Annotated in this window: 15 protein-coding genes and 2 tRNA genes; 5 read left to right on the top strand and 12 right to left on the bottom strand. The window is 74.1% G+C overall.

The window, feature by feature from the left end:
* Positions 1 to 166 precede the first annotated feature (166 nt).
* Entirely contained in the window at positions 167 to 934 is a 768-nt protein-coding gene (locus ABIE39_RS01380) for an ABC transporter ATP-binding protein (RefSeq protein WP_051028386.1), read from the top strand.
* Positions 931 to 2,304: a hypothetical protein gene (locus ABIE39_RS01385; RefSeq protein ID WP_043657548.1), complete on the top strand. Its 1,374-nt coding sequence runs from the start codon at positions 931 to 933 to the stop codon at positions 2,302 to 2,304. The genes ABIE39_RS01380 and ABIE39_RS01385 overlap by 4 nt, the downstream gene beginning before the upstream one ends.
* Positions 2,305 to 2,465: 161 nt before the next feature.
* Here ABIE39_RS01385 and ABIE39_RS01390 read toward each other — a convergent pair.
* Together ABIE39_RS01390 and ABIE39_RS01395 are read right to left on the bottom strand one after the other, a co-directional pair.
* Positions 2,466 to 2,554: transfer RNA gene (locus ABIE39_RS01390), tRNA-Ser, on the bottom strand.
* Between the two features lie 86 nt (positions 2,555 to 2,640).
* Entirely contained in the window at positions 2,641 to 3,918 is a 1,278-nt protein-coding gene (locus ABIE39_RS01395; RefSeq protein ID WP_175007471.1) for a threonine/serine exporter family protein, read from the bottom strand.
* 96 nt (positions 3,919 to 4,014) lie between these two features.
* Here ABIE39_RS01395 and ABIE39_RS01400 point away from each other — a divergent pair, with 96 nt between their 5' ends.
* Entirely contained in the window at positions 4,015 to 5,829 is a 1,815-nt protein-coding gene (locus tag ABIE39_RS01400) for a GMC oxidoreductase (protein WP_354050086.1), read from the top strand.
* 9 nt (positions 5,830 to 5,838) lie between these two features.
* Here the strand turns inward: ABIE39_RS01400 and ABIE39_RS01405 are convergent.
* From ABIE39_RS01405 to ABIE39_RS01425, 5 genes are all read right to left on the bottom strand, one after another.
* Positions 5,839 to 5,926: transfer RNA gene (locus tag ABIE39_RS01405), tRNA-Ser, on the bottom strand.
* 100 nt (positions 5,927 to 6,026) lie between these two features.
* Complete coding sequence (locus ABIE39_RS01410; protein ID WP_175007765.1) at positions 6,027 to 6,638, bottom strand: ATP/GTP-binding protein; 612 nt, start codon at positions 6,636 to 6,638, stop codon at positions 6,027 to 6,029.
* Between the two features lie 448 nt (positions 6,639 to 7,086).
* Positions 7,087 to 7,473, bottom strand: coding sequence for a DUF742 domain-containing protein (locus tag ABIE39_RS01415; RefSeq protein ID WP_031317001.1), 387 nt, complete (start codon positions 7,471 to 7,473; stop codon positions 7,087 to 7,089).
* Positions 7,474 to 7,507: 34 nt separating this feature from the next.
* On the bottom strand, positions 7,508 to 7,957 hold the full coding sequence (locus ABIE39_RS01420) for a roadblock/LC7 domain-containing protein (RefSeq protein WP_021483502.1): 450 nt from the start codon (positions 7,955 to 7,957) through the stop codon (positions 7,508 to 7,510).
* Between the two features lie 36 nt (positions 7,958 to 7,993).
* On the bottom strand, positions 7,994 to 11,986 hold the full coding sequence (locus ABIE39_RS01425; RefSeq protein ID WP_354050088.1) for a sensor histidine kinase: 3,993 nt from the start codon (positions 11,984 to 11,986) through the stop codon (positions 7,994 to 7,996).
* Between the two features lie 231 nt (positions 11,987 to 12,217).
* Between ABIE39_RS01425 and ABIE39_RS01430 the strand changes: the two genes are divergently transcribed.
* Both ABIE39_RS01430 and ABIE39_RS01435 read left to right on the top strand, forming a co-directional pair.
* Positions 12,218 to 13,195, top strand: a complete 978-nt coding sequence (locus ABIE39_RS01430; RefSeq protein WP_175007468.1) for an NAD(P)H-quinone oxidoreductase — start codon at positions 12,218 to 12,220, stop codon at positions 13,193 to 13,195.
* Between the two features lie 53 nt (positions 13,196 to 13,248).
* Positions 13,249 to 13,881 (top strand): proteasome activator, encoded by a 633-nt coding sequence (locus ABIE39_RS01435; protein ID WP_175007467.1) that lies wholly within the window; start codon positions 13,249 to 13,251, stop codon positions 13,879 to 13,881.
* Positions 13,882 to 13,894: 13 nt separating this feature from the next.
* Here ABIE39_RS01435 and ABIE39_RS01440 read toward each other — a convergent pair whose 3' ends face one another.
* The 5 genes from ABIE39_RS01440 to ABIE39_RS01460 all read right to left on the bottom strand — a co-directional run bounded on the left by ABIE39_RS01440 (position 13,895) and on the right by ABIE39_RS01460 (position 19,741).
* Entirely contained in the window at positions 13,895 to 14,815 is a 921-nt protein-coding gene (locus tag ABIE39_RS01440; protein WP_175007466.1) for an EamA family transporter, read from the bottom strand.
* 110 nt (positions 14,816 to 14,925) lie between these two features.
* The gene (locus ABIE39_RS01445; protein ID WP_074805179.1) at positions 14,926 to 15,876 is read right to left on the bottom strand and encodes a carbohydrate ABC transporter permease; all 951 of its coding nucleotides are present in this window, start codon (positions 15,874 to 15,876) and stop codon (positions 14,926 to 14,928) included.
* Positions 15,873 to 16,856 carry a carbohydrate ABC transporter permease gene (locus ABIE39_RS01450; RefSeq protein ID WP_074805176.1) on the bottom strand — a complete coding sequence of 328 codons (984 nt, stop codon included), beginning with the start codon at positions 16,854 to 16,856 and terminating at the stop codon, positions 15,873 to 15,875. Before ABIE39_RS01450 ends, ABIE39_RS01445 begins: the two co-directional genes overlap by 4 nt.
* Before the next feature lie 178 nt (positions 16,857 to 17,034).
* Positions 17,035 to 18,441, bottom strand: coding sequence for an ABC transporter substrate-binding protein (locus ABIE39_RS01455; RefSeq protein ID WP_085386685.1), 1,407 nt, complete (start codon positions 18,439 to 18,441; stop codon positions 17,035 to 17,037).
* 271 nt (positions 18,442 to 18,712) lie between these two features.
* Complete coding sequence (locus ABIE39_RS01460; protein WP_255436925.1) at positions 18,713 to 19,741, bottom strand: LacI family DNA-binding transcriptional regulator; 1,029 nt, start codon at positions 19,739 to 19,741, stop codon at positions 18,713 to 18,715.
* Positions 19,742 to 19,846: the final 105 nt, after the last annotated feature.

The raw sequence follows: 19,846 nt of genomic DNA on the forward strand, positions 1-19,846 counted from the left end.
CCAAACCGGATCCGGGCCCGGAGGCCGCGGCGTGACGGACGCCACGCCGTCCGACCGTCGCCGCACGGGCCGCGCCGCGCGGTCCCCCCACGGTCGGACCCGGGCCCGACGACGTCCCGTCCCCAGCCCGACGCGGCGGCGCCCCGCCGCGGCGGACGATCGACGCATGACGTTCACCGGCCCCACTCCCGTCCCCGGCGGCTCGCCCCTCGTCGCGAGCGCGCTCACCAAGGTCTACGGCTCCGCCCAGACCGCGACGCACGCCCTCGCGGGCGTGAGCCTCACGGTGCACCCCGGCGAGTCGCTCGCCATCATGGGCCCGTCCGGGTCCGGCAAGACGACCCTCCTGCACTGCCTCGCGGGTATCATCACGCCGTCGTCCGGCTCGGTGTCGTGGCGCGGCGAGGACGTCACGACGCTCTCGGAGGCGCGGCGCACGATCCTGCGGCGCCAGGACTTCGGCTTCGTCTTCCAGTCCGGACAGCTCCTGCCCGAGCTGCCCGCCGTCGAGAACGCGGCGCTGCCGCTCATGCTCGCCGGCACGGCCCGCGCGGAGGCCACCGCGGTCGCCGCCCGCTGGCTCGCGCACCTCGGCCTCGCCGGGATGGAGCAGCGCCGGCCGGGCGAGCTCTCCGGCGGGCAGGCCCAGCGCGTCGCGATCGCGCGCGCCCTCGTCGGGTCGCCGGGCGTCGTCTTCGCCGACGAGCCGACGGGCGCCCTCGACCAGTCGACCGGCGCCGAGGTGCTCGACGTCCTCACGCGCGCGACCCGCGACTCGGGCGCCGCGCTCGTCGTCGTGACCCACGACGCCGGGGTCGCGCGGCACTGCTCGCGCACGGTGACGATGCGCGACGGGCTCGTCTCCGGCGAGTTCTTCGCACCCGGCCACGACGTCGCGGCCCCGGCCGCCCCCGGTCAGGAGAGCGCCCGATGAGGACCGTCGACCTCTGGTGGCTCCTGCGCCGCCGCAGCGCCGACGAGCGCGACCCGCAGGGCCTGACCAACGTGCTCGCCGTCATCGCGTTCGCCACGACCACCGCGATCCTGCTCGTCGTCGTGGGCGGGTTCGGGGCGTTCCTCGGTCGTGCCGGCGGCATCGAGGGCATGCAGGAGGGCGTGGACGCGGCCGTCACGTCGTACGACACGCAGTACCCGATCTTCGCCGGCATCGCCTCGCTCCTGCTGCTCATCCCGCTCGTCACGCTCGGTGGGGCGGCCGCGCGGCTCGCCGTCGCGCGCCGCGACGCGCGCCTGGCGGCGCTCAGGCTCGCGGGGGCCACGACCGGCCAGGTCACGTCGCTCACCGTGCTCGACGCCGCCGCCCAGGCCGTCACGGGGGCGCTCGTCGGCCTGGTCGGCTACGGCGCCCTCCTGCCGCTCGTCGCGCAGCTGCGGTTCCAGGGCCGCACGTTCGACCTCGGCGAGCTGTGGGTCGGCGTGCCCGCCCTGCTGGGCGCCGTGGTGCTCGTGGTCGCGGTCGCGCTCGTGTCGGCGCTCGTCAGCCTCCGGCGCGTCGCGATCACGCCGCTCGGCGTCGCCGCGCGCGTCACTCCCCCGGGCCTCAAGGCGGTGCGCCTGCTCGCGACCGGGCTCGCGGCCGTCGCGATGATCGTCGCGACCAACCTGTCGTTCGGCTCGGCCGCGGTCGGGATCACCGTCGTGGTCGTCATCCTGCTGATCGGCTTCGCGACGCTCAACCTCGTCGGGCCGTTCGTCATCTGGGTCGTCGGCAGGATCACCGCCGGCTCCGCACGCCGCGTGCCCACGCTGCTCGCCGGGCGGCGCATCGTGGACAACCCGAAGACCGCGTGGCGGTCCGTGGGCGGGGTCGCGCTCGCGACCTTCATCGCGGGTCTCGCGAGCATCTTCGCGCTCTTCGACCCGGGCATGGCGTCCGACCCCGCGGAGGCCCAGTTCCTCGTCGACATCAAGACGGGCGGCTTCCTCACCCTCGCCATCGCGGGCGTCCTTGCCGCCGTCTCGACGGGCGTCATGCAGGCGGGCCGGGTCATCGACCAGCGCGGCGAGTACCGCACGCTCGTCCTCGCGGGCACCGACCTGCGGACGCTCGACCGGGCGCGCTTCCGCGAGACGCTCGTGCCGCTCGCCGTGAGCGTGGGCGTCGCGACCGCCGCCGTGCTGCTGTTCATGGTGCCCGTCCTCGGCATCAACGCCTTCACGAACGCGAGCGTCGCGCTGCAGTTCCTCCTGTGCGTGCTGGGCGCGTCCGCGCTCGTGCTCGCCGGTGCGGGGGCGTCGCGGTTCGTCGTGCGGTCGGCGCTCGCGACGACCGGCACGGCGTAGGGGGACGACGCCGAGGGCACCAGAGTGCCGGTGGCGGTACCGGGGCGGCAGGGGCTCGACCACGAGCCCGGCCGCCCCGCCCGCGCGTCGGGCGGTGCAGGCCGCACGGTCCCGGACAACAGAAAAGGCCCCGGGTGCGTGCACACCGAGACCTTCCTGAGCGGAGACGGAGGGATTTGAACCCTCGAACGGGTTGCCCCGTTACCACCTTAGCAGGGTGGCGCACTAGACCTGACTATGCGACGTCTCCTCGCAGGGCTCTGCGGAGAGCCTGCGTCGCCCAGGGTACAAGGGCGTCGCCACCAGACCAAACCGCCGGCCCGACGGCGTCCCCTCCTACCGCTCGAACGTCCACTCGCGATCCGTGAGCATCCGCGCGACGGCGAGCCCGATGGCGAGAGCGACGATCACCAGGCCCGCCTCCACGGCGTAGGCGAGGGCCTGCGCCGTCGCCCCGGTGTTGAACTCGTACACCGCCCGGTACGCCGTGACGCCGGGGACCATGATGACCACGGCCGGGACGGACACCGTGATGCGGGGGACGCGCAGCGCGGGCGCCACCGTCGCCGCGAGGAGCCCCACGAGCAGCGCCGCCGCCGCGGCGGCCGCCTGCGGGACGACGTCGGCGTCGACGAGGAGCAGACGCCCCACGTTGGCGACCATCCCGATCGAGGCCGCCCCGAGCGCCATCGCCCAGGGGCTGTTGAACATCAGCGCGAAGCCGAGCACGCCGAGGAAGCTCGCGACCGCCCGCAGGCCGAGCAGCACGGGCTCCGCGAGGACCGGCGGCGGCACCGGGTCCGGGGCGAGCCCCGCGGCGGCGGAGACGCCCCACACCGCCAGCGCCGCCGACGCGAGGATCATCAGCGCGTACGTCACGCGCGCGACGCCCGCGGAGAAGTCGAGCTTCGCGAGGTCGAGCGCGCCCGTCACGAGCGCGAACCCGGGCACGAGGAACAGCACCGCCGAGACGTACCCCGCCTCGTGCCCGCCCTCGACCCCCGCGAGCGCGGAGAGCGCCAGCACGAGCCCCAGGTACGCGACGCTCGCGACCGCGGCCGCGAGCATCGTCACCCCGAACTGGTTGATGCCGCGGTGGAGCATCGCGCGCCGCACGCCCTGCCCGAGCGCCGCCGCGACGAGCACCGCGCCGCACTCGACGAGCCCGCCGTGGTTGAGGAACGCGAACGCGGCGCACGCGATCCCCGCCCACAGCGCGTTGAGGAACGCTCCGTAGAGCGGCTCGCGCCGCGCGATCCGGTCGAGCTCGGCGTCGACCTCGTCGAGGTCGGCCCCGGCCGGCAGCGTGGCCGAGAAGCGCTCGAGCTGCGCGAGCCGGTCGGCGTTGATCCCGATGGAGCGCACCTCGGTGAGCTCCGTGCGGAAGATCGGCCCCCGGTACGACGTCGCGGTGATCTCCGTGAGCGTCACGTGCGCGGCGATGCGGTCCAGGCCGAGCGCCCGGGCGGCGCGCGTCATGTGCGACTTCACGCGGTAGCTGCCGGTGCCCGCGGACAGCGCGAGACGACCGATCCGCAGCACGGTGCCCGACCGGCGGATGAGGTCGACGGGTTCGAGACCGGCTTCGTCGGCCGGGGAGGGCTCAGGCGTCACGACGCCATGATCCCGTACCGCCCCGGGCCCGGCACTCGCCGAAGGTCCCGGAACGCCCGGCCAGAGCCCCGCGCCGTCGTGACGTACCGTCTGCCCATGGCCGCCGACGTCCCCCGCACCGCCCCCGCCGACGCACCCGGGCGCGGAGGCCCGCACGTCCCGACCGACTTCGACGTGCTGATCGTCGGCTCGGGGTTCGGCGGGAGCGTCACCGCCCTGCGCCTCACCGAGAAGGGCTATCGCGTCGGGGTCCTCGAGGCGGGCCGCCGCTTCACCGACGAGGAGCTGCCCCGCACGTCGTGGCGTCTCCGGTCGTTCCTCTGGGCTCCCGCCCTCGGATGCTTCGGGATCCAGCGCATCCACCGCCTCCGCGACGTGCTCGTCCTCGCCGGCGCCGGTGTCGGCGGAGGCAGCCTCGTGTACGCGAACACGCTGTACGAGCCGCTCGACGACTTCTTCACGGACCCCGCCTGGGCCGACGTCGCCGACTGGCGGGCCGAGCTGGCGCCCTGGTACGACCAGGCGCGCCGGATGCTCGGCGTCACCACCTACCCCGGACGTACCCCCGCGGACGACGTCATGGAGGACGTGGCCCGCGAGACCGGGGTGGGCGACACCTTCGTCAGAGCGCCGGTCGGTGTGTTCTTCGGCCGAGGCGGGACACCGGAGCCGGGCGTCACCGCCCCCGATCCCTACTTCGGCGGAGCCGGGCCCGAGCGACGCGGTTGCACCGAGTGCGGCGCGTGCATGACGGGGTGCCGGGTCGGGGCGAAGAACACGCTCGTGAAGAACTACCTCTATCTCGCCGAGGCCGGTGGCGCCCAGGTCCTGCCGCTCACGACCGTCACCGAGGTCCGTTCCGTGCCCGACGGCGCGGGCGGCGTCCTGCACGAGGTCCTCGCCCACCGCTCAGGGCGGCCCTGGGCAGGACGGCAGCGCTACACGGCACGCCACGTCGTGCTCTCCGCGGGAGCGCTGGGCACGCAGAGACTCCTCCACGCCATGCGGGACTCGGGACGCCTGCCGGGAGTCTCCGAGCGACTGGGACATCTCACGCGCACCAACTCCGAGGCCCTGCTCGGCGCCACGGTCCGGCGTCGGGACCACCGGCGGCGGCCCGACGCGCCCGACTACTCGCGCGGCGTCGCCATCACGTCGTCGTTCTACCCGGACACCCGGACCCACGTCGAGCCCGTGCGGTACGGGAAGGGGTCGGGCGCCATGGGGCTGCTCCAGACCGTCCTCACGGACGGTGGCCCGGGCAGGTGGCGCACCTGGCTGCGGGAGCTGTGGCGCCGACGTCGGGACCTGCCGGCGATGGCCGACCTGCGCGACTGGTCGTCGCGGACGATCATCGCGCTCGTCATGCAGAGCCACGACAACTCGCTCACGACCTCACTACGGCGAGGGCTCCTCGGCCGCAGGGTCCTCACCTCCCGCCAGGGACACGGCGCGCCCAACCCGACCTGGATCCCCGCCGGGAACGACGCCGCACGGCGCATGGCCCGGCGCATGGGCGGCATGCCGGGAGGGACCGTCGGCGAGCCCTTCGACGTCCCGATGACGGCTCACATCCTCGGCGGGTGCGCGATCGGCACCTCGCCGCAGACGGGCGTGATCGACCCGTACCACCGCGTCCACGGTCAGCCGGGCCTGCACGTGATGGACGGGTCCGCCGTGAGCGCGAACCTCGGGGTGAACCCGTCTCTCACGATCACGGCGCTCGCGGAGCGGGCCTGTGCGCTCTGGCCCAACGCGGGGGACGAGGACGCTCGCCCGCCGCTCGGCGCTGCGTACGTCGCGCTGGACCCGGTGGCACCGCGGCACCCGCGGGTGCCCGCGCACGCGCCGGCAGCGCTGCGCCCGGCGCGCGTCAGGCCGGGACGGAGCGCGGCTCCCGACCCGGCCTGACGGCACGCTTGGCGGAGGGCGAGGGATTCGAACCCCCGGTGCGTTGCCGCACAACGGTTTTCAAGACCGTCACATTAGGCCGCTCTGTCAGCCCTCCCGGCGAGCCATTGTGGCACGCCCCGCCCGTGCACGACGACGGCGGGCCGACCCGTGGAGGGCGGCCCGCCGTCGTGCCGTGGCGCGGGGTGCGGGAGTGGTCAGGCCGCCCCGCGGAGCTGGCGCATCGCGAGCTGGACGAGCGCGATGAGCGTCTGCTTCGTCGCCGCGCGCGAGCGCGCGTCCGTGTAGAGCATCGGCACGTGCGGCGGGATCTGGAGCGCCTCGCGGACGTCCTCGAGCTTGTGCTTGGCCACGCCGTCGAAGCAGTTGACGCCCACGACGAACGGGATGTTGCGCGACTCGAAGTAGTCGATCGCCGGGAAGCACTGCTCGAGGCGGTCGGTGTCGACGAGCACGACGGCGCCGATCGCGCCACGGACCAGGTCGTCCCACATGAAGAGGAAGCGGTCCTGGCCGGGCGTGCCGAACAGGTAGAGCCACAGGTTGCCCGGGAGCGACACGCGACCGAAGTCCATCGCGACGGTCGTCGTCGTCTTGCGGTCGGACACGCCACCCGCGTCGTCGACGCCCACCGAGTGCTCCGTCATCGCGGCCTCGGTGTTGAGCGGCTCCACGTCGGAGATCGAGCCGATGAACGTCGTCTTGCCGACGGCGAAGCCGCCCGCGACGACGATCTTGACCACCGTCGGCGCGGTCCGGGACGCCGCCGCCGCGCCACCGGGCTGCGCCGCCGCGGCGGGCTGCGCCACGGGCGCCGCCGCGACCGGCCGCGCGGGCGCGGCCTGCTGCACCGGAGTCGCGGGCTGCGCCGGTGCCTGCTGCGCGGGCGCCGCGGGCTGCGCGGCGGCCAGGGGCTGCGGCGCGGTGCGCGGCTGGGCGGCCTGCGCGACGGGCGCCGGTGCAGGTCGGGTGGTGGCAGCGGGGACGGGCTGGGCGGCAGCCGGAGCCGGGGCGACCGGCTGCGGTGCTGCCGGAGCCGTCGCGGGCTGCGGTGCGGCCGGCTGCTGCGGCGTCGCCGGAGCGACGGGCTGGGCCGCGGCCGGCTGCTGGGGCGTCGCCGCCGGAGCCGCCTGGGTCGGCACGCCGACGGGGGCGCTCACCGGAGCCCACGCCGTCTGGCGCAGCGCCGGCTGACCGCCGGGCGCACCCCCGCTCGCCCCGGACGGCTGCCCTGCCTGCGACCCGCTCCCCGAGCCGTCAGAGGGTGGAAATGCCATTGAGAACACTCTCCAAGACGCTCAGGGACAGACCCGAGTGGTTGCTGCCGTGACCCGTGTGGACGTTGAGCGGGGTCGACGTGTGGACGGTGATGTAGTTGTCCTCCTGCAGGTCCGCGACGAGCACCTTCGTCACCCCGAGCGGCAGGCGCAGGAGCGCGGAGAGCTCGGCGATCGAGACGTACGTGTGCGCGGCGTGCTGGAGGATCGAGCGCTTCTCGGGCGGCAGCCCGAAGCTGTTCACGGCGCCCGGCATGACCTCGACGAGCGCCTCGAGCGGGAGGTCGGACGTGGCGGACCGCACGCGACCACCCGTCACCGCGTACGGGCGGACGGTCGCCGCCTCGTACCCGTCGTGGGCTCCCATGCTGCCGAAAGGTACGTTCGTCATCGATCAGTCCTCATCCCACCGGGGTTCGGGTCGCACCGTCGACCGGAAGGCTACCCCGCATCTCCGAGATGAGCTGCGGCGTCAGGGTTGCCTCCGTGCGCGAGACGAGGAGCGCCATCTCGTAGCCGATGAGGCCGATGTCGCAGTTCGCCTCGGCCACCACGCCCAGGACGGAGCCGTTCGACACGTTCATGAGGAACAGGAACCCGTTGTCCATCTCGATGATGGCCTGCCGGACGTTCCCGCCGTTGAGCTGGCGGGCCGCACCGCGGGTCAGGCTCGACATGCCCGAGACGATCGCGGCGAGCTGGTCACCGCTCGTCCGGTCGAGCTGGTCGGACATCGCCATGAGCAGGCCGTCCGCCGACACCACGAGCGTGTGCCGGCTGCCCGGTACGGTCCGCACGAAGTTGTCGAGCAGCCACCCGAAGTTCGTGGCCTCGGTGCTGAGCGCGTTCACTGTTCCTCCTCGTCAGTTGCCGCAGACGGCATGTCGTCACCGCGCCTGCGGCGCTGAATCAGGGACATAATCCATGGCCTCGGGGTTCCACGTCGAACTCGTCTCGTCCTGCCCCTCGACACGCCCGCGGGCGGTCGCCGACTGGAACGCCGACAGGCGCGCCCGGAGCTGCTCCGGGTCGCGGTCGATCCGCGCCGTGAAGCGGTCGACGTACCCGTCGCGCTCCTCGCCGCGCGAGCGTCGCGCGAGGCCCGACGCCGCGGCGTCGACCTTGAGCGGCTGGTAGATGCCGTCGTTCGGGTCCGCCAAGGTCGCTTCCTGGAAATCGGTGCTGCCCTGCAGCAGGGTGGACATCTCCTCGTACAGCACCGCCGACGCCATCCAGTCCGACCGCGCCTCGACCGAGTCGGACACGTACCCCGCGTCCAGCGGCTCGAGGGACTCCGCGACCGGGCGCCGGGCGAGCGGGCTCGGCGGCCCGTAGCCCGACGCCGTCTCCCCGGCGGGAGCGGCGTCCCACGCGGCCGCGGGGGCCGGCTCGGGGCGCGACTCCGCCGGTGCCCACGCCGACGCGGCAGCCGCCGCAGGCTCCGGCGCGGACGACCGGTCGACGGCGCGGAACGGCGCGTCCTGCACCGGCGGAAGGCTGCGCGTCTCCTGCACCGGATCCGCCGGCGCCTCGGGGGCGAAGGACGGCGTCGGCGCGGCGGGCAGGTCGGCGCGCGGCGCGAACGCGGACGTGCGTGCCGGCGCGCCCGGCTCCTGCGGCGCGGGCGCCGGCTGGACCGGGGCGGGCGCTGCGGGCGCAGGCGACGCAGGGTTGGGCGCGACGGGCGCGGACGACGCCGGTGCCGACGTCGACCCGGCCGGGCGCGAGGCGAGCGCCTCGGCCGAGGGGCCTGCCGGTCGCGTCGCCTGCGGCGTGGCCGTCGTCCGCGGGCGGCGACCGAAGAGACCGCGCTTGCGTGCCTGGCTCTCGCGCAGCGACCGGCGCGTCGGGAGGTCGGCCATGAGCTCCTCGAAGCGTGGCAGCGCTTCGAACGAGAGCTCGGCGGGGATCTCCTCGGCGCGGTCCGCGGCACGTCCCTCGGCCACGACCGGGACGTCCGTCTGCTCCGGGGCGGAGGGCGCCACGGGCCGGACCTCGGTCGCGGCCTGGCTCCGGTCGGCGAGCGGTGCGTGCTCGGCCGCGGGCTGCTCGGGCTGCGCCGCCACGGGTGGGACGACGCGGGTCGCGTCGAGCGGCTCGTCGGCGAACGACGACGGCGCCCAGCCCGCGGACGCGGTCTCCTGCGCAGGCTCAGGCTCCCAGGCCTGCTCGGCGGGCTGCTGCGGCGTCCACGTCTGCTCGGCGGGCTGCTGCGGCGTCCACGTCTGCTCGGCGGGCTGCTGCGGCGTCCACGTCTGCTCGGCGGGCTGCTGCGGGGCCCAGCCCTGCTCGGGCGCCCAGGCCTGCTCCGTGCCCGTGGCCGCGCCCGGGGCGGCCGACTGCTCCGCGACCTCCGACGGGGTCCAGTCGACCTCGTGGTGGACGGCGGCCTCGGCCGTCGGCACGTCGCTCACCAGCGGGATGTCGGTCGCCGTGACGTCCGGCGCGACCGGGAGCTCGACCGGGTTCTCGGTGACCGGCCGCTCGCCCACGGGGCGGAAGCTCGAGAAGAGCGCGCTGCGGGTGCTGACGTCGAGCACCGGGATCTCGGCCGAGACGGGCTCGACCGGGGTCGCGGCGGCACGGGAGCGGCTCGGCAGCGCCGACGTCGCGGGGGCCACCTCCGCGGGCGGGGTCCAGGCCTCGTCCCCCGCGGGCAGCTCGTCCGGGAGCGCCGGGGTCGCGAGCGGCGGGAGCACGATGGCGCCCGTCTGCGGGCCCGACGCGAACGACGCGCTGGGCGCGGCCGCCGCCGGGTCGACCGTGCGGGAGCGGCGACGCGGCATGCCGGTCTGCGTGGTGCCGTCGGTGAGCGCGTCCAGGTCGACGGGCACACCGGCGGGCGCCTCGGGCTCCACGGCCGCGACGGACGCCGTCGGGACGGGTGCGGGAGCGGCGGGCTCGGCGGGGAGCGCGGGCATCACGCCCGTGCTCGTCAGCTGCTGCGCCGCGGCCTGGGTGCGCGTCTCCAGCGGGTCCGTCGGCTGCGGGAGCGGGACGTTCGAGTCCGGGACGAAGAGGACCGCCGGGAAGGACACGACCACCTCGGTGCCCTGCTCGTCACCCCCCGCGCTGAAGCGGACCTTGGCGCCGAGGCGCTCCGCGAGACGACCGACCACGAACAGACCCAGGCGCTGGGCGCCGACGACGTCCGAGGCCGCGTGCGTCGCGACCTTCCGGTTCGCCTCCGCGATCTCCTCGGCCGTCATGCCCAGACCGTGGTCGCGGACCGTGATGTGCACGAAGTCCGCGTCGCGGCCCGTGGTGACCTCGACGGGCGTGTGCGGCTCCGAGAACATCGTCGCGTTCTCGAGGAGCTCGGCGAGCAGGTGCGCGGCGTTGAGCGCGTTGTGCCCCAGCATGAGCGGGTCGACGACGAGGTTGAGGCGCACGCGGTCGTACAGCTCGATCTCGGAGGACGCGGTGCGGATGACGTCGGAGGCCGGCATGGGCTGGCGCACGCGACGGCCCGAGTCGATCCCGGCGAGCACGAGCAGGGACTCGGCGTTGCGGCGCATCCGGGTCGCGAGGTGGTCGAGGCGGAAGAGGTTGGACAGCGTGCCCGCGTCCTCCTCGGAGCGCTCGAGGTCGTCGAGGAACGCGAGCTGGCGGTTGAGGAGCACCTGGTCGCGGCGGGCCACGTTGACGAACATCTCGGCGATCGAGCCACGGAGCGCGGCCTGCTCGCGGGCGACCTTGATCGTGGTCTGGTTCACGTCGTTGAACGCGGTCGCGAGCTGGCCGACCTCGTCGCTGGACTCGACGGTGATCGGCGCGAGGTCGATGCCCGGGCCCTGGCCCGGGACGGCGACCTGCTCGACGAGCTTCGGAAGCTGCTCACGGACGTCCTCGGCGGCGTCGGTGAGGCGCCGCAGCGGGTTGACGATCGCGCGCGCGATGAAGCCCGCCACGAGGATCGAGGCGACGACCGCGGCGAGCGTCACGAGGATGGTGATCACGGCGCGGGTCGTGGCGGCCCCGGCGAGGTCCGAGGCCTTCTCCGCGGTCTCGGTGCGCACGGCGTCGCGCACGGGGGCGGTCTGGTCGCGGTCCTCCTGCGAGAGCGTCGGCCACTGCGCCGCCTGGCTGGGCGGCGTGGCGGCCGGGCGGGACCCGATGAGGTTCTGCCGGATCTGGTTGTAGGTCGCCGTCGGGGTCTCGAGGCGGAACTCCCCCGGCAGCTGGCGGACCGCGGCCCGCGCGCGGGCGGCGAGCGTGTCTCCGGTGGTGACGAGGACGGCGGCCTGCTGGTTGGTGACGGTGTTCTGCTGGCCCGCCTGCGCGGCCTGGAGCACCGCTCCGGCCAGCGGCTGCTCGAGCGCCTGCTGCGCGAGCAGCTCGTCGAGCAGCACGTAGGTGTCGAGGTACTGCGCGAGGCTGCGGTCGGGGGTGGTGTCCGCGAGCGTGCGCGGCACGTCCAGCGCCGCGTCGATGAGGTCGCCGTACATCGAGTTGCGCTGCAGCTGGCCGAGGCCGGAGCGGTCGATCGCCTGGCGGACACCGGTGAGCTCGGACCGGTCACCGATCGTGTCGGCCACCGCCTTGCGCACGCGGGGGTCGAGCGCCGACGTGTCGAGCCGCTCGTACGCGCGGTCGCGCGCGTCGAGCGCGCGGTCGGTCTTCTCGCGCTGCGCCATCATCTGCGCCTCGGCCTCCTCGGCCGTGTCGCGCGTGCTGTTGGCGTCGAGGAACGAGTACGTGCGCTCGGCCGCGATCTCCGTCCCGGCCGCGTCCTGCGCCGCGAGCGCCGCGACGAGCGCGCTCGTCTGGCTCGCGTCGCGCGCGGTCCCGATGGCCTGCGCCGAGATGATCGCCGCGGCGGCGAAGAGGACGAGGACGGGCACCGCGAGTGCCGCAAGGATCTTCCCGCGGACGCTCAACCTGCGGAGCATACGAACCTGCCTCCATCACCTGGTCCACCCGTTCGGCGGCATGGTCGACGCGCGTGGCAGCGGCGCCTCCCGGGCTCGCTCCCCGGTCGTGCGTACTAACTATCGGTGCACATCTCCCGGACACCTAATCCGCGAGGAACGCGAACAATCGCCCTCGTCCCGCGGTGCCCCCCGTCGGCGAACCGGCGCCTCCCGGGCCGTCCGCGTAGTCTCGGCGATGTGCGAGGCGTCACGATAACGGGCCCCGGTGGCCCTGAGAAACTAACGGTTTCCACGCTCCCTGACCAGACCCCTGGGCCGGACGAGCTCGTGGTCGACGTCGCTTCCGCTGGCGTGAACCGCGCTGACCTGCTACAACGCGCTGGATCCTACCCTGCGCCGCCCGGCGCACCCGACTGGCCGGGCCTCGAGGTCTCGGGCACGGTCGCCCGCGTGGGGGACGCGGTGTCGGGCTGGTCGGTCGGCGACCGCGTCGTCGCGCTGCTCGACGGCGGCGGATACGCGGAGCAGGTGCGGGTGCGCGCGACGCAGGTGCTCCCGGTCCCCGACGGGGTCGACCTCGTGGACGCGGCCGCGCTCCCGGAGGCCGTGTGCACCGTGTGGAGCAACGTGGTCGACGTCGGCCGTCTGGCGCCCGGCGAGTGGCTGCTCGTGCACGGCGGCTCGGGCGGCGTCGGGACGGTGGGCATCCAGCTCGGGGCGGCGCTCGGGGCGCACGTCGCCGTGACCGCGGGCGGCCGAGAACGCGCCGACCGGTGCCTCGCGCTCGGGGCGAGCCTCGCCGTCGACCACCGCGCGGAGGACTTCGTCGCCGCGGTGCGGGACGCGTCGGGCGGCCACGGCGCGGACGTGGTGCTGGACGTCGTCGGCGCCGCCTACCTGCCGCGCAACCTCGAGGTCCTCGCCACGGGCGGGCGCCTCGTCGTCATCGGCATGCAGAAGGGACGACGCGCGGAGCTGGACCTCGGGCTCCTCCTCGCCCGACGGGCCACGGTGGCGGGGACGACGCTGCGGGCCCGACCGCCGCAGGAGAAGGCGCGCATCGTGCACGAGGTGCTGACGCACGTCTGGCCCCTCGTGGAGGACGGCCGGGTGCGGCCGGTCGTGCACGCACGGCTGCCGCTCGACGAGGCGGCGCGCGCCCACGAGCTGCTCGACTCGGGCGAGGTGTTCGGCAAGGTGCTGCTCGTCCCGTGACGGCGGGGGCGCCCGTCGGTGCGCGCGGGGGTGGCACGCGCAAGACTGGACCCATGGCTGACGAACCGCGCGACCCCCGTCCCGACGAGCCCACCGCTCCCGACCCCGCGACGACCGCGCAGGGCGACGACGAGCCCGGCCGTTCCACCGTGGTCATGCCCGACGGCACCGGGGTGAGCGTCGTCGAGAGCGACGACTCGACCGACCCCGACCGCAACCCGGCGACCGTCATCGAGGAGCCGGCGAAGGTCATGCGCATCGGCGGCATGATCAAGAAGCTCCTCGACGAGGTGCGCGACGCCCCGCTCGACGAGGCAGCGCGCTCGCGGCTCGCGGAGATCCACGAGCGGTCCCTCACGGAGCTCGAGGAGGGCCTCTCGCCGGATCTCGTCGAGGAGCTGCACCGCATCACGCTGCCGTTCTCGGACGACAGCGTCCCGACCGACGCGGAGCTGCGCGTCGCGCAGGCGCAGCTCGTGGGCTGGCTCGAAGGGCTGTTCCACGGCATCCAGACGGCGCTCGTCGCGCAGCAGATGGCCGCGCAGGCGCAGCTCTCGCAGATGCGCCGCGCCCTGCCGCCCGGCTCGCTGCCGCCCATGGGCCCCGGCGCGCCCGGCGGGATGCCGGGGCAGCAGCCGCGCCCGGACGAGCACGACGGCCGTCCCTCCCCGGGCCAGTACCTCTGAGGTCCCGGCCCGCTCAGGCGGGCGGGGGGTCGGTCGGCGCGACGTCGTCCGGCTCCCCACGCGTGCTCGTCCCCGTCCGCGCGGCGGTCATGGCGATCGCCCCGGAGACGAGCACGAGGCCGACCAGCTCCAGGGGGCTCGGGACCTGCCGCAGCACGACGGCGCCCACCACGGCCGCCGTCGCCGGGAGCAGCGCGAGGAGCACCGAGAACGTCGCCGCGCTGACGCGGCGCAGGATCACCTGCTCGAGCGCGTAGGGCACGACGGACGAGAACAGCGCGATCCCCGCGACGGCCACGGCGTGCCGCCAGTCGCCGAGCACCGGGACGGCGGCCGGCGCGAGGAACGGCGCGAACGCGAGCGCGCCCACGGTCATCCCGACCGCGAGCGACGTGACCCCCGAGCCGCCGACGGCGACCCGGCGGCCGAGCACGATGTACGCGGCCCAGCACGCCGCGGCCACGCCGATCGCCGCGAGGCCGAGCACGGCGTCGTCGCGCGGGAGGTCGGACGCGACCGTCACGCCGGCGAGGAGCACGACCCCGGCCGCCGCGACGGCGATGGCGCCGCGCTCGCGCCAGCCGCTGCCCGTGACCGCGGCCACGGCGACCGGGCCGAGGAACTCGATCGCGACGGCGGTCCCGAGCGGGAGGTGGTCGATCGCGACGTAGAAGGCGAGGTTCATCGCCGCGAGCGCGACCCCGAAGACCGCGGCCCACGCGAGGTCGTGCCGCGTCCACCGTCGCCGCCACGGGCGGCGCCAGGCGAGCAGGAGCAGCGCGGACGCGGCGATGCGCAGCCACCCCACCTCGACCGCCCCGGCGACGGCGAACAGCCCGACGGCGATCGCCGCGCCCAGGTACTGCGTGAGGCCCGAGACGACGAACAGCGCCGGTGCCGGGACGCGGTCGAGGGCGGCGGTTCGGGTGGGCACCGACCGACTCTACGACCGCGCCCGCTCGGGGACGTCGCACGCCGGACGTGCGACGGCGGCCCGCCCGCAGTGCGGGACGAGCCGCCGCCTCGGGCTCGGTGCGGCCGGCGTCAGCCCTTGACCGAGCCGGCGAGCAGGCCGCGCACGAAGTACCGCTGGAGCGCCAGGAACACGACCACGGGCACGACCATGGAGATGAAGGCGCCCGCCGGGAGCAGGTGCCAGCTCGCGCCGCGCGAGCCGGACAGCTCGGCGAGCCGCACCGTGATGGGTGCGGTGTCCTGGCCGGACGCGAACGTCAGCGCGACGAGCAGGTCGTTCCACACCCAGAGGAACTGGAAGATGCCGAACGCCGCGATGGCGGGGACGAGGAGCGGCATGAGGACCTGGAAGAAGATCTTCACGTGCCCCGCGCCGTCGACCCGGGCGGCCTCGACGAGCTCGCGCGGGATGTCCTTCATGAAGTTGTGCAGCAGGAAGATCGCGAGCGGCAGCGCGAAGATCGAGTGCGACAGCCAGACGGGCCAGAACGAGCCGTCGATGCCCCAGTCCACGTACTGCGTGAGCAACGGGACGAGCGTGACCTGGATGGGCACGATCTGGAGGGCGAAGACCGCGACGAACAGCAGGTTGCGGCCCTTGAAGTTCACCCACGCGAACGCGTACGCGGCGAGCGACGCGAGCGTGATCGGGATGATCACCGCGGGCAGCGTGATGACGAGGGAGTTGACGAAGTACGTCGCGAAGCTCGTCGAGCCGCCGAACAGCGCGTCGGTGTAGTTGTCGACCGTGAACTCCGGGTTCGCGAACGCCTCCCACCACCCCGACCGGCGGATCTCGCGCGGTGGCCGGAACGACGTGACGAGGAGCCCGAACGTCGGGATCGTCCACAGGACGGCGAGCACGATCGCGATGATCGACGCGGGCCGCGAGGAGACCTTGCGGCGCACCTTGTCGGCGCGCGCGTCGAGGCCGGCGACGATGCCCTGGCCGCTGCCCTCCTCGACGGTCTCGTCGACGAGCGGGGCGTCGGGCACGGAGGCGGACAGTGGGGTGCTCATCGGATCTCCTCCGCCTGCTTCAGCTGCCGCACGTTGTACACGATGATCGGGATGACGAGCACGAAGAGGATGACGGCGAGCGCGGCGCCCAGGCCCTGCTCGCCCTGGCGCAGCGCCTGCGTGTAGAACTCGTTCGCCACGACCGACGTCTCGAACCGGCCGCCCGTCATCGTGCGGACGATGTCGAAGACCTTGAGCGTGCCGATGGCGATCGTCGTGAGGACGACCACGAGGGCCGGGCGGATGCTCGGCACCGTGATGTAGCGGAACATCCGCATGCCGCCGACGCCGTCGAGCCGGGCCGCCTCGACGATGTCGTCCGGGATGGCGCGGATCGCGGCGGCGAGGATCGTCATGGCGAACCCGGCCTGGATCCAGATCATCACGAGGATGAGGAAGAACGTGTTCGCCGGCGCGCTGAGCAGGAACTGCTGCGGCTCCAGCCCGAGCCACACCAGGACCTGGTTGAACAGGCCGATCTGCGGCTGGCTGGCCGGCTTGTACTCGTACATGAACTTCCAGATGATGCCCGCGCCGACCATGGAGATCGCCATGGGCAGGAAGATCAGGGTCTTGGCGAGCTTCTCGAAGCGGGACCGGTCGACGACGACCGCGTACACCAGCCCGAGGAACGTCGAGACGAGCGGGACGACGATGACCCAGATCGCGGTGTTTCGCAGGACGATCTGGAACTCGTCCCGCGTGAACGCGGTGACGTAGTTGTCGAACCCGACGAACGCGGAGCCCGTGCGGTTGTAGAACGAGTCGCGGATGGTGCGCAGCCCCGGGTACAGCAGGCCGAACGCGAGCATGACGACCGCGGGCCCGGCGAACGCGATCGCGACGACCCAGCCGGGCACGCGCTTCGGCCGGTCGACGAGGAAGAGGATCAGACCCATGACGACGACGAAGAGCAGGATCGCGACGACCATCACCGCGAGCTTGCCCCCCGTCCCGGAGGGTTCGAGCAACCAGTCCATGTGAGGCTCCTGAGGTGGCCGGCGGCGGCCGGGACGACGAGGTGGACGACGAGGGACGGTCGCCGAGGGCGGGCCGCCCGGGTCCTGCCCGGGCGACCCGCCCCCGGGTCGACGCGCGGGGCCCGGGGCCTGACGACGTGGCTCGCGCCGCGCCGTCAGCCCCCGGGCCGCTCGCGGGTCAGGACGTCGGCCAGGACGCCTCGATGGCGTCGAGCACGGCCTGGTCGGACTTGTCGCTCGCGATCCACTCGGTCATCTCGGACCAGAACGAGCCGGCGCCGACGGCGGCGGGCATCATGTCCGAGCCGTCGAAGCGGAACGTGTAGCTCTCGTCCGTGAGCAGCTCGTACGCCTGCTGGTCCATCGGCGACTGCAGCAGCTCGGGGTCGAGACCGTTGTTCGCGCTGATCCAGCCCTGCGGGGTCACGCTCGCCTTGGCGTTGGACCACTCGGGGCTCGACAGGTACGCGTGGAAGGCCTGGACCTCGGGACGGTCGTTGAACGCCGCGACGAACTCGCCGCCACCGAGCAGCGGCTTGTCGTCGGCCGACTCGCCCGGCAGGTAGAACGCCCACACGTCGCCGTCCTCGGCGACCTCGAGGTCGGGGTCGAGGGTCGTCCAGTTCGCCTGGTAGAACGTGGCCTGGCGGTGCATGTAGCACAGGCCGTCGATGATCGGGTACCCGCCCTCGGTGAACTCGGTCGTCGCGATGCTGCTCACGTCGCCCAGGCCGCCGTTGACGTAGTCCTCGTTCTTCAGCACGTCGCCGACCGCGGCGAGGGCCGTCGCGATCTGCGGGTCGTTGAACGGGATCTCGTGGTTGACCCACTGGTCGTAGACCTCGGGGCCCGCCGTGCGCAGGACGACGTCCTCCATCCAGTCGGTGGCCGGCCAGCCGGTCGCCTCGCCGGACGCGATGCCGGCGCACCAGGGCTTGACGTCACCCTCGGGGTTGTCGGCGACGATCTGGTCGGAGAGCTCCATGAGCTCGTCCCACGTCGTCGGGACCTCGTAGCCCGCCTCCTCGAACATGGACGGCGAGTACCAGACGAACGACTTCACGTTCGCGCCGAGCGGCGTCGCGTACAGCGTGCCGTCGACGGTGCCGTACTCCTTCCAGGACTCGGTGTAGTACTGGTCGACGTTGGCCGCGGCCTGGTCGCCGACCGGCTGGATCGCGTCGGGGAAGTCCGCGACGATGCGGCGCAGGAGGCCGGGCTGCGGCAGGTACGCGATGTCCGGCGCGCTGCCGGACTGGATGCGGACGGGGAGCTGGGCCTCGAACTCCTTGGAGCCCTCGTAGTCGATCGTGGCGCCCGTGCACTCCTCGAACGGCTCGTACGACGCCTGCTGCTGCTCGGCCTCGGTGTCGACGATCGTCGAGTAGACCGAGACGGTCTTGCCGGACAGGTCGCCGTACTGCTCGAAGTCGGCGCAGTCCACCTCCGCGCTGGGCGACTCCTCGTCGCCCCCGCCGCCGCCCCCGCTGCTGCACGCCCCGAGCACGAGCGCGAGGCTCGCGCCGCCGGCGGCGACCGCCAGCGTGCGGCGACGCGCCGCGCTGGTCCTCGTGGTCCTGGTCATCTCAGCCTCCACCTCGTCGTGGGTCCGGACGTCGTCACCCCGGTCCGGTGAGGACCGGGCGCATCGCGACGTCGCGAGCGCGGGTGCGCTCTCGCCCTCCCACCATGCAAGCGGTTGCATGCCGCGGGTGCAAGCACAGCAGAGGTGAGTTTGCGTAACGATTCCGTCACGCGGGCCGGGTACGCGCTCTCTCGGCCGCGTGCGGCTGGTCGCGCTCCCACGCCGTGCTCGTGCCGAGGCGTCCCGGCGCGGGCCGGGGACGCGGCCGGGCCTACGCGCTCGGGGCGAGCGGCGCCGTCGAACCGCGCCGGACGAGCTCCGTCGGATACGTCAGGCTCTCGGGCACCGGGGCACCGTTGATCATGTCGAGCAGCAGGAGTGCGGCGTCGAAACCCTGCTGGTAGGCGTCCTGCGCGATCGTGGTCAGGCCGACCAGCTCGCCGAGGTCGTGGCCGTCCACGCCCACGACCGACAGGTCCTCCGGCACCCGCCGCCCCAGGTCGCGCGCCGCGAGGATCGCGCCCATCGCCATCTCGTCCGACGCCGCGAACACCGCGGTCACGTCCGGGCGACGGCGCAGCAGCTCCGCGGTCGACTCGCGGCCGCCCGCGACGTCGAAGTCGCCGTTCACCTCGAGGTCCGGCTGCACGACGACGCCCGCCTCCTCGAGCGCCCGCACGTACCCTCGCGCGCGCTCCACGGGCGGGGACCACGACGACACCAGGTCCGGGACCCCGGTCACGTGCCCGATCACCCGGTGCCCGAGGTCGAGCAGGTGGCGCGTCGCCGCCCGCCCCGTCGCGACGTCGTCGAGCCGGACCGTCACCTGCTCGGCCGGCCCCGACCCCACGAACGCCAGCGGCCGCGCGAGCCCGACGAGCGAGCGCACCTCGTCGTCGTCCAGCGGCAGCCCGACGACGAGCGTCCCGTCCACGCGGTGGCGCAGCACGCTCGGGTCGACCCGGCGGCGCGACGACGTGCGGCGGACGTCGAACGTGTAGAGCAGCACGTCGTAGCCGAGATCGCGCAGGGCGCGCTCGGCGCCCTCGATGACGTTGGCGAAGAACCACCGGTTCACCCACGGGGTCAGCACGCCGATCGTGCGGGTCCGCCCCGTCGCCAGGGACGACGCCGACGGCGTGGGCACGTACCCGAGCCGCGCCGCCTCCGCGAGCACCCGCAGGCGCGTCGCCTCGGAGACGTTCGGCAGGCCGCGCAGGGCGCGCGAGACGGTCGCCGTGGACACCCCGGCGGCCTGGGCGACGTCGTCGATACCTGCCACGACGGGTGATGCTGCCACGCCGGGACGGACCCTGGCGAGGCGCCGTGCCGCATCGTGAGCAGATCGATGCAAGCGCTTGCTCCCGCCGGGACCGATATCGTGGTCGGGCCCACCCTCGGCACC

Origin of the sequence: Cellulosimicrobium sp. 4261 (assembly GCF_040546915.1) — a bacterium.
Classification (GTDB): domain Bacteria; phylum Actinomycetota; class Actinomycetes; order Actinomycetales; family Cellulomonadaceae; genus Cellulosimicrobium; species Cellulosimicrobium cinnabarinum.

Coding starts and splice junctions, on each gene's coding strand:
- ABIE39_RS01385 (WP_043657548.1), top strand. CDS start 931: ATGAGGACCGTCGACCTCTGGTGGCTCCTGCGCCGCCGCAGCGCCGAC.
- ABIE39_RS01445 (WP_074805179.1), bottom strand. CDS start 15,876: ATGAGCACCCCACTGTCCGCCTCCGTGCCCGACGCCCCGCTCGTCGAC.
- ABIE39_RS01380 (WP_051028386.1), top strand. CDS start 167: ATGACGTTCACCGGCCCCACTCCCGTCCCCGGCGGCTCGCCCCTCGTC.
- ABIE39_RS01415 (WP_031317001.1), bottom strand. CDS start 7,473: ATGGGAGCCCACGACGGGTACGAGGCGGCGACCGTCCGCCCGTACGCG.
- ABIE39_RS01450 (WP_074805176.1), bottom strand. CDS start 16,856: ATGGACTGGTTGCTCGAACCCTCCGGGACGGGGGGCAAGCTCGCGGTG.
- ABIE39_RS01400 (WP_354050086.1), top strand. CDS start 4,015: ATGGCCGCCGACGTCCCCCGCACCGCCCCCGCCGACGCACCCGGGCGC.
- ABIE39_RS01455 (WP_085386685.1), bottom strand. CDS start 18,441: ATGACCAGGACCACGAGGACCAGCGCGGCGCGTCGCCGCACGCTGGCG.
- ABIE39_RS01435 (WP_175007467.1), top strand. CDS start 13,249: ATGGCTGACGAACCGCGCGACCCCCGTCCCGACGAGCCCACCGCTCCC.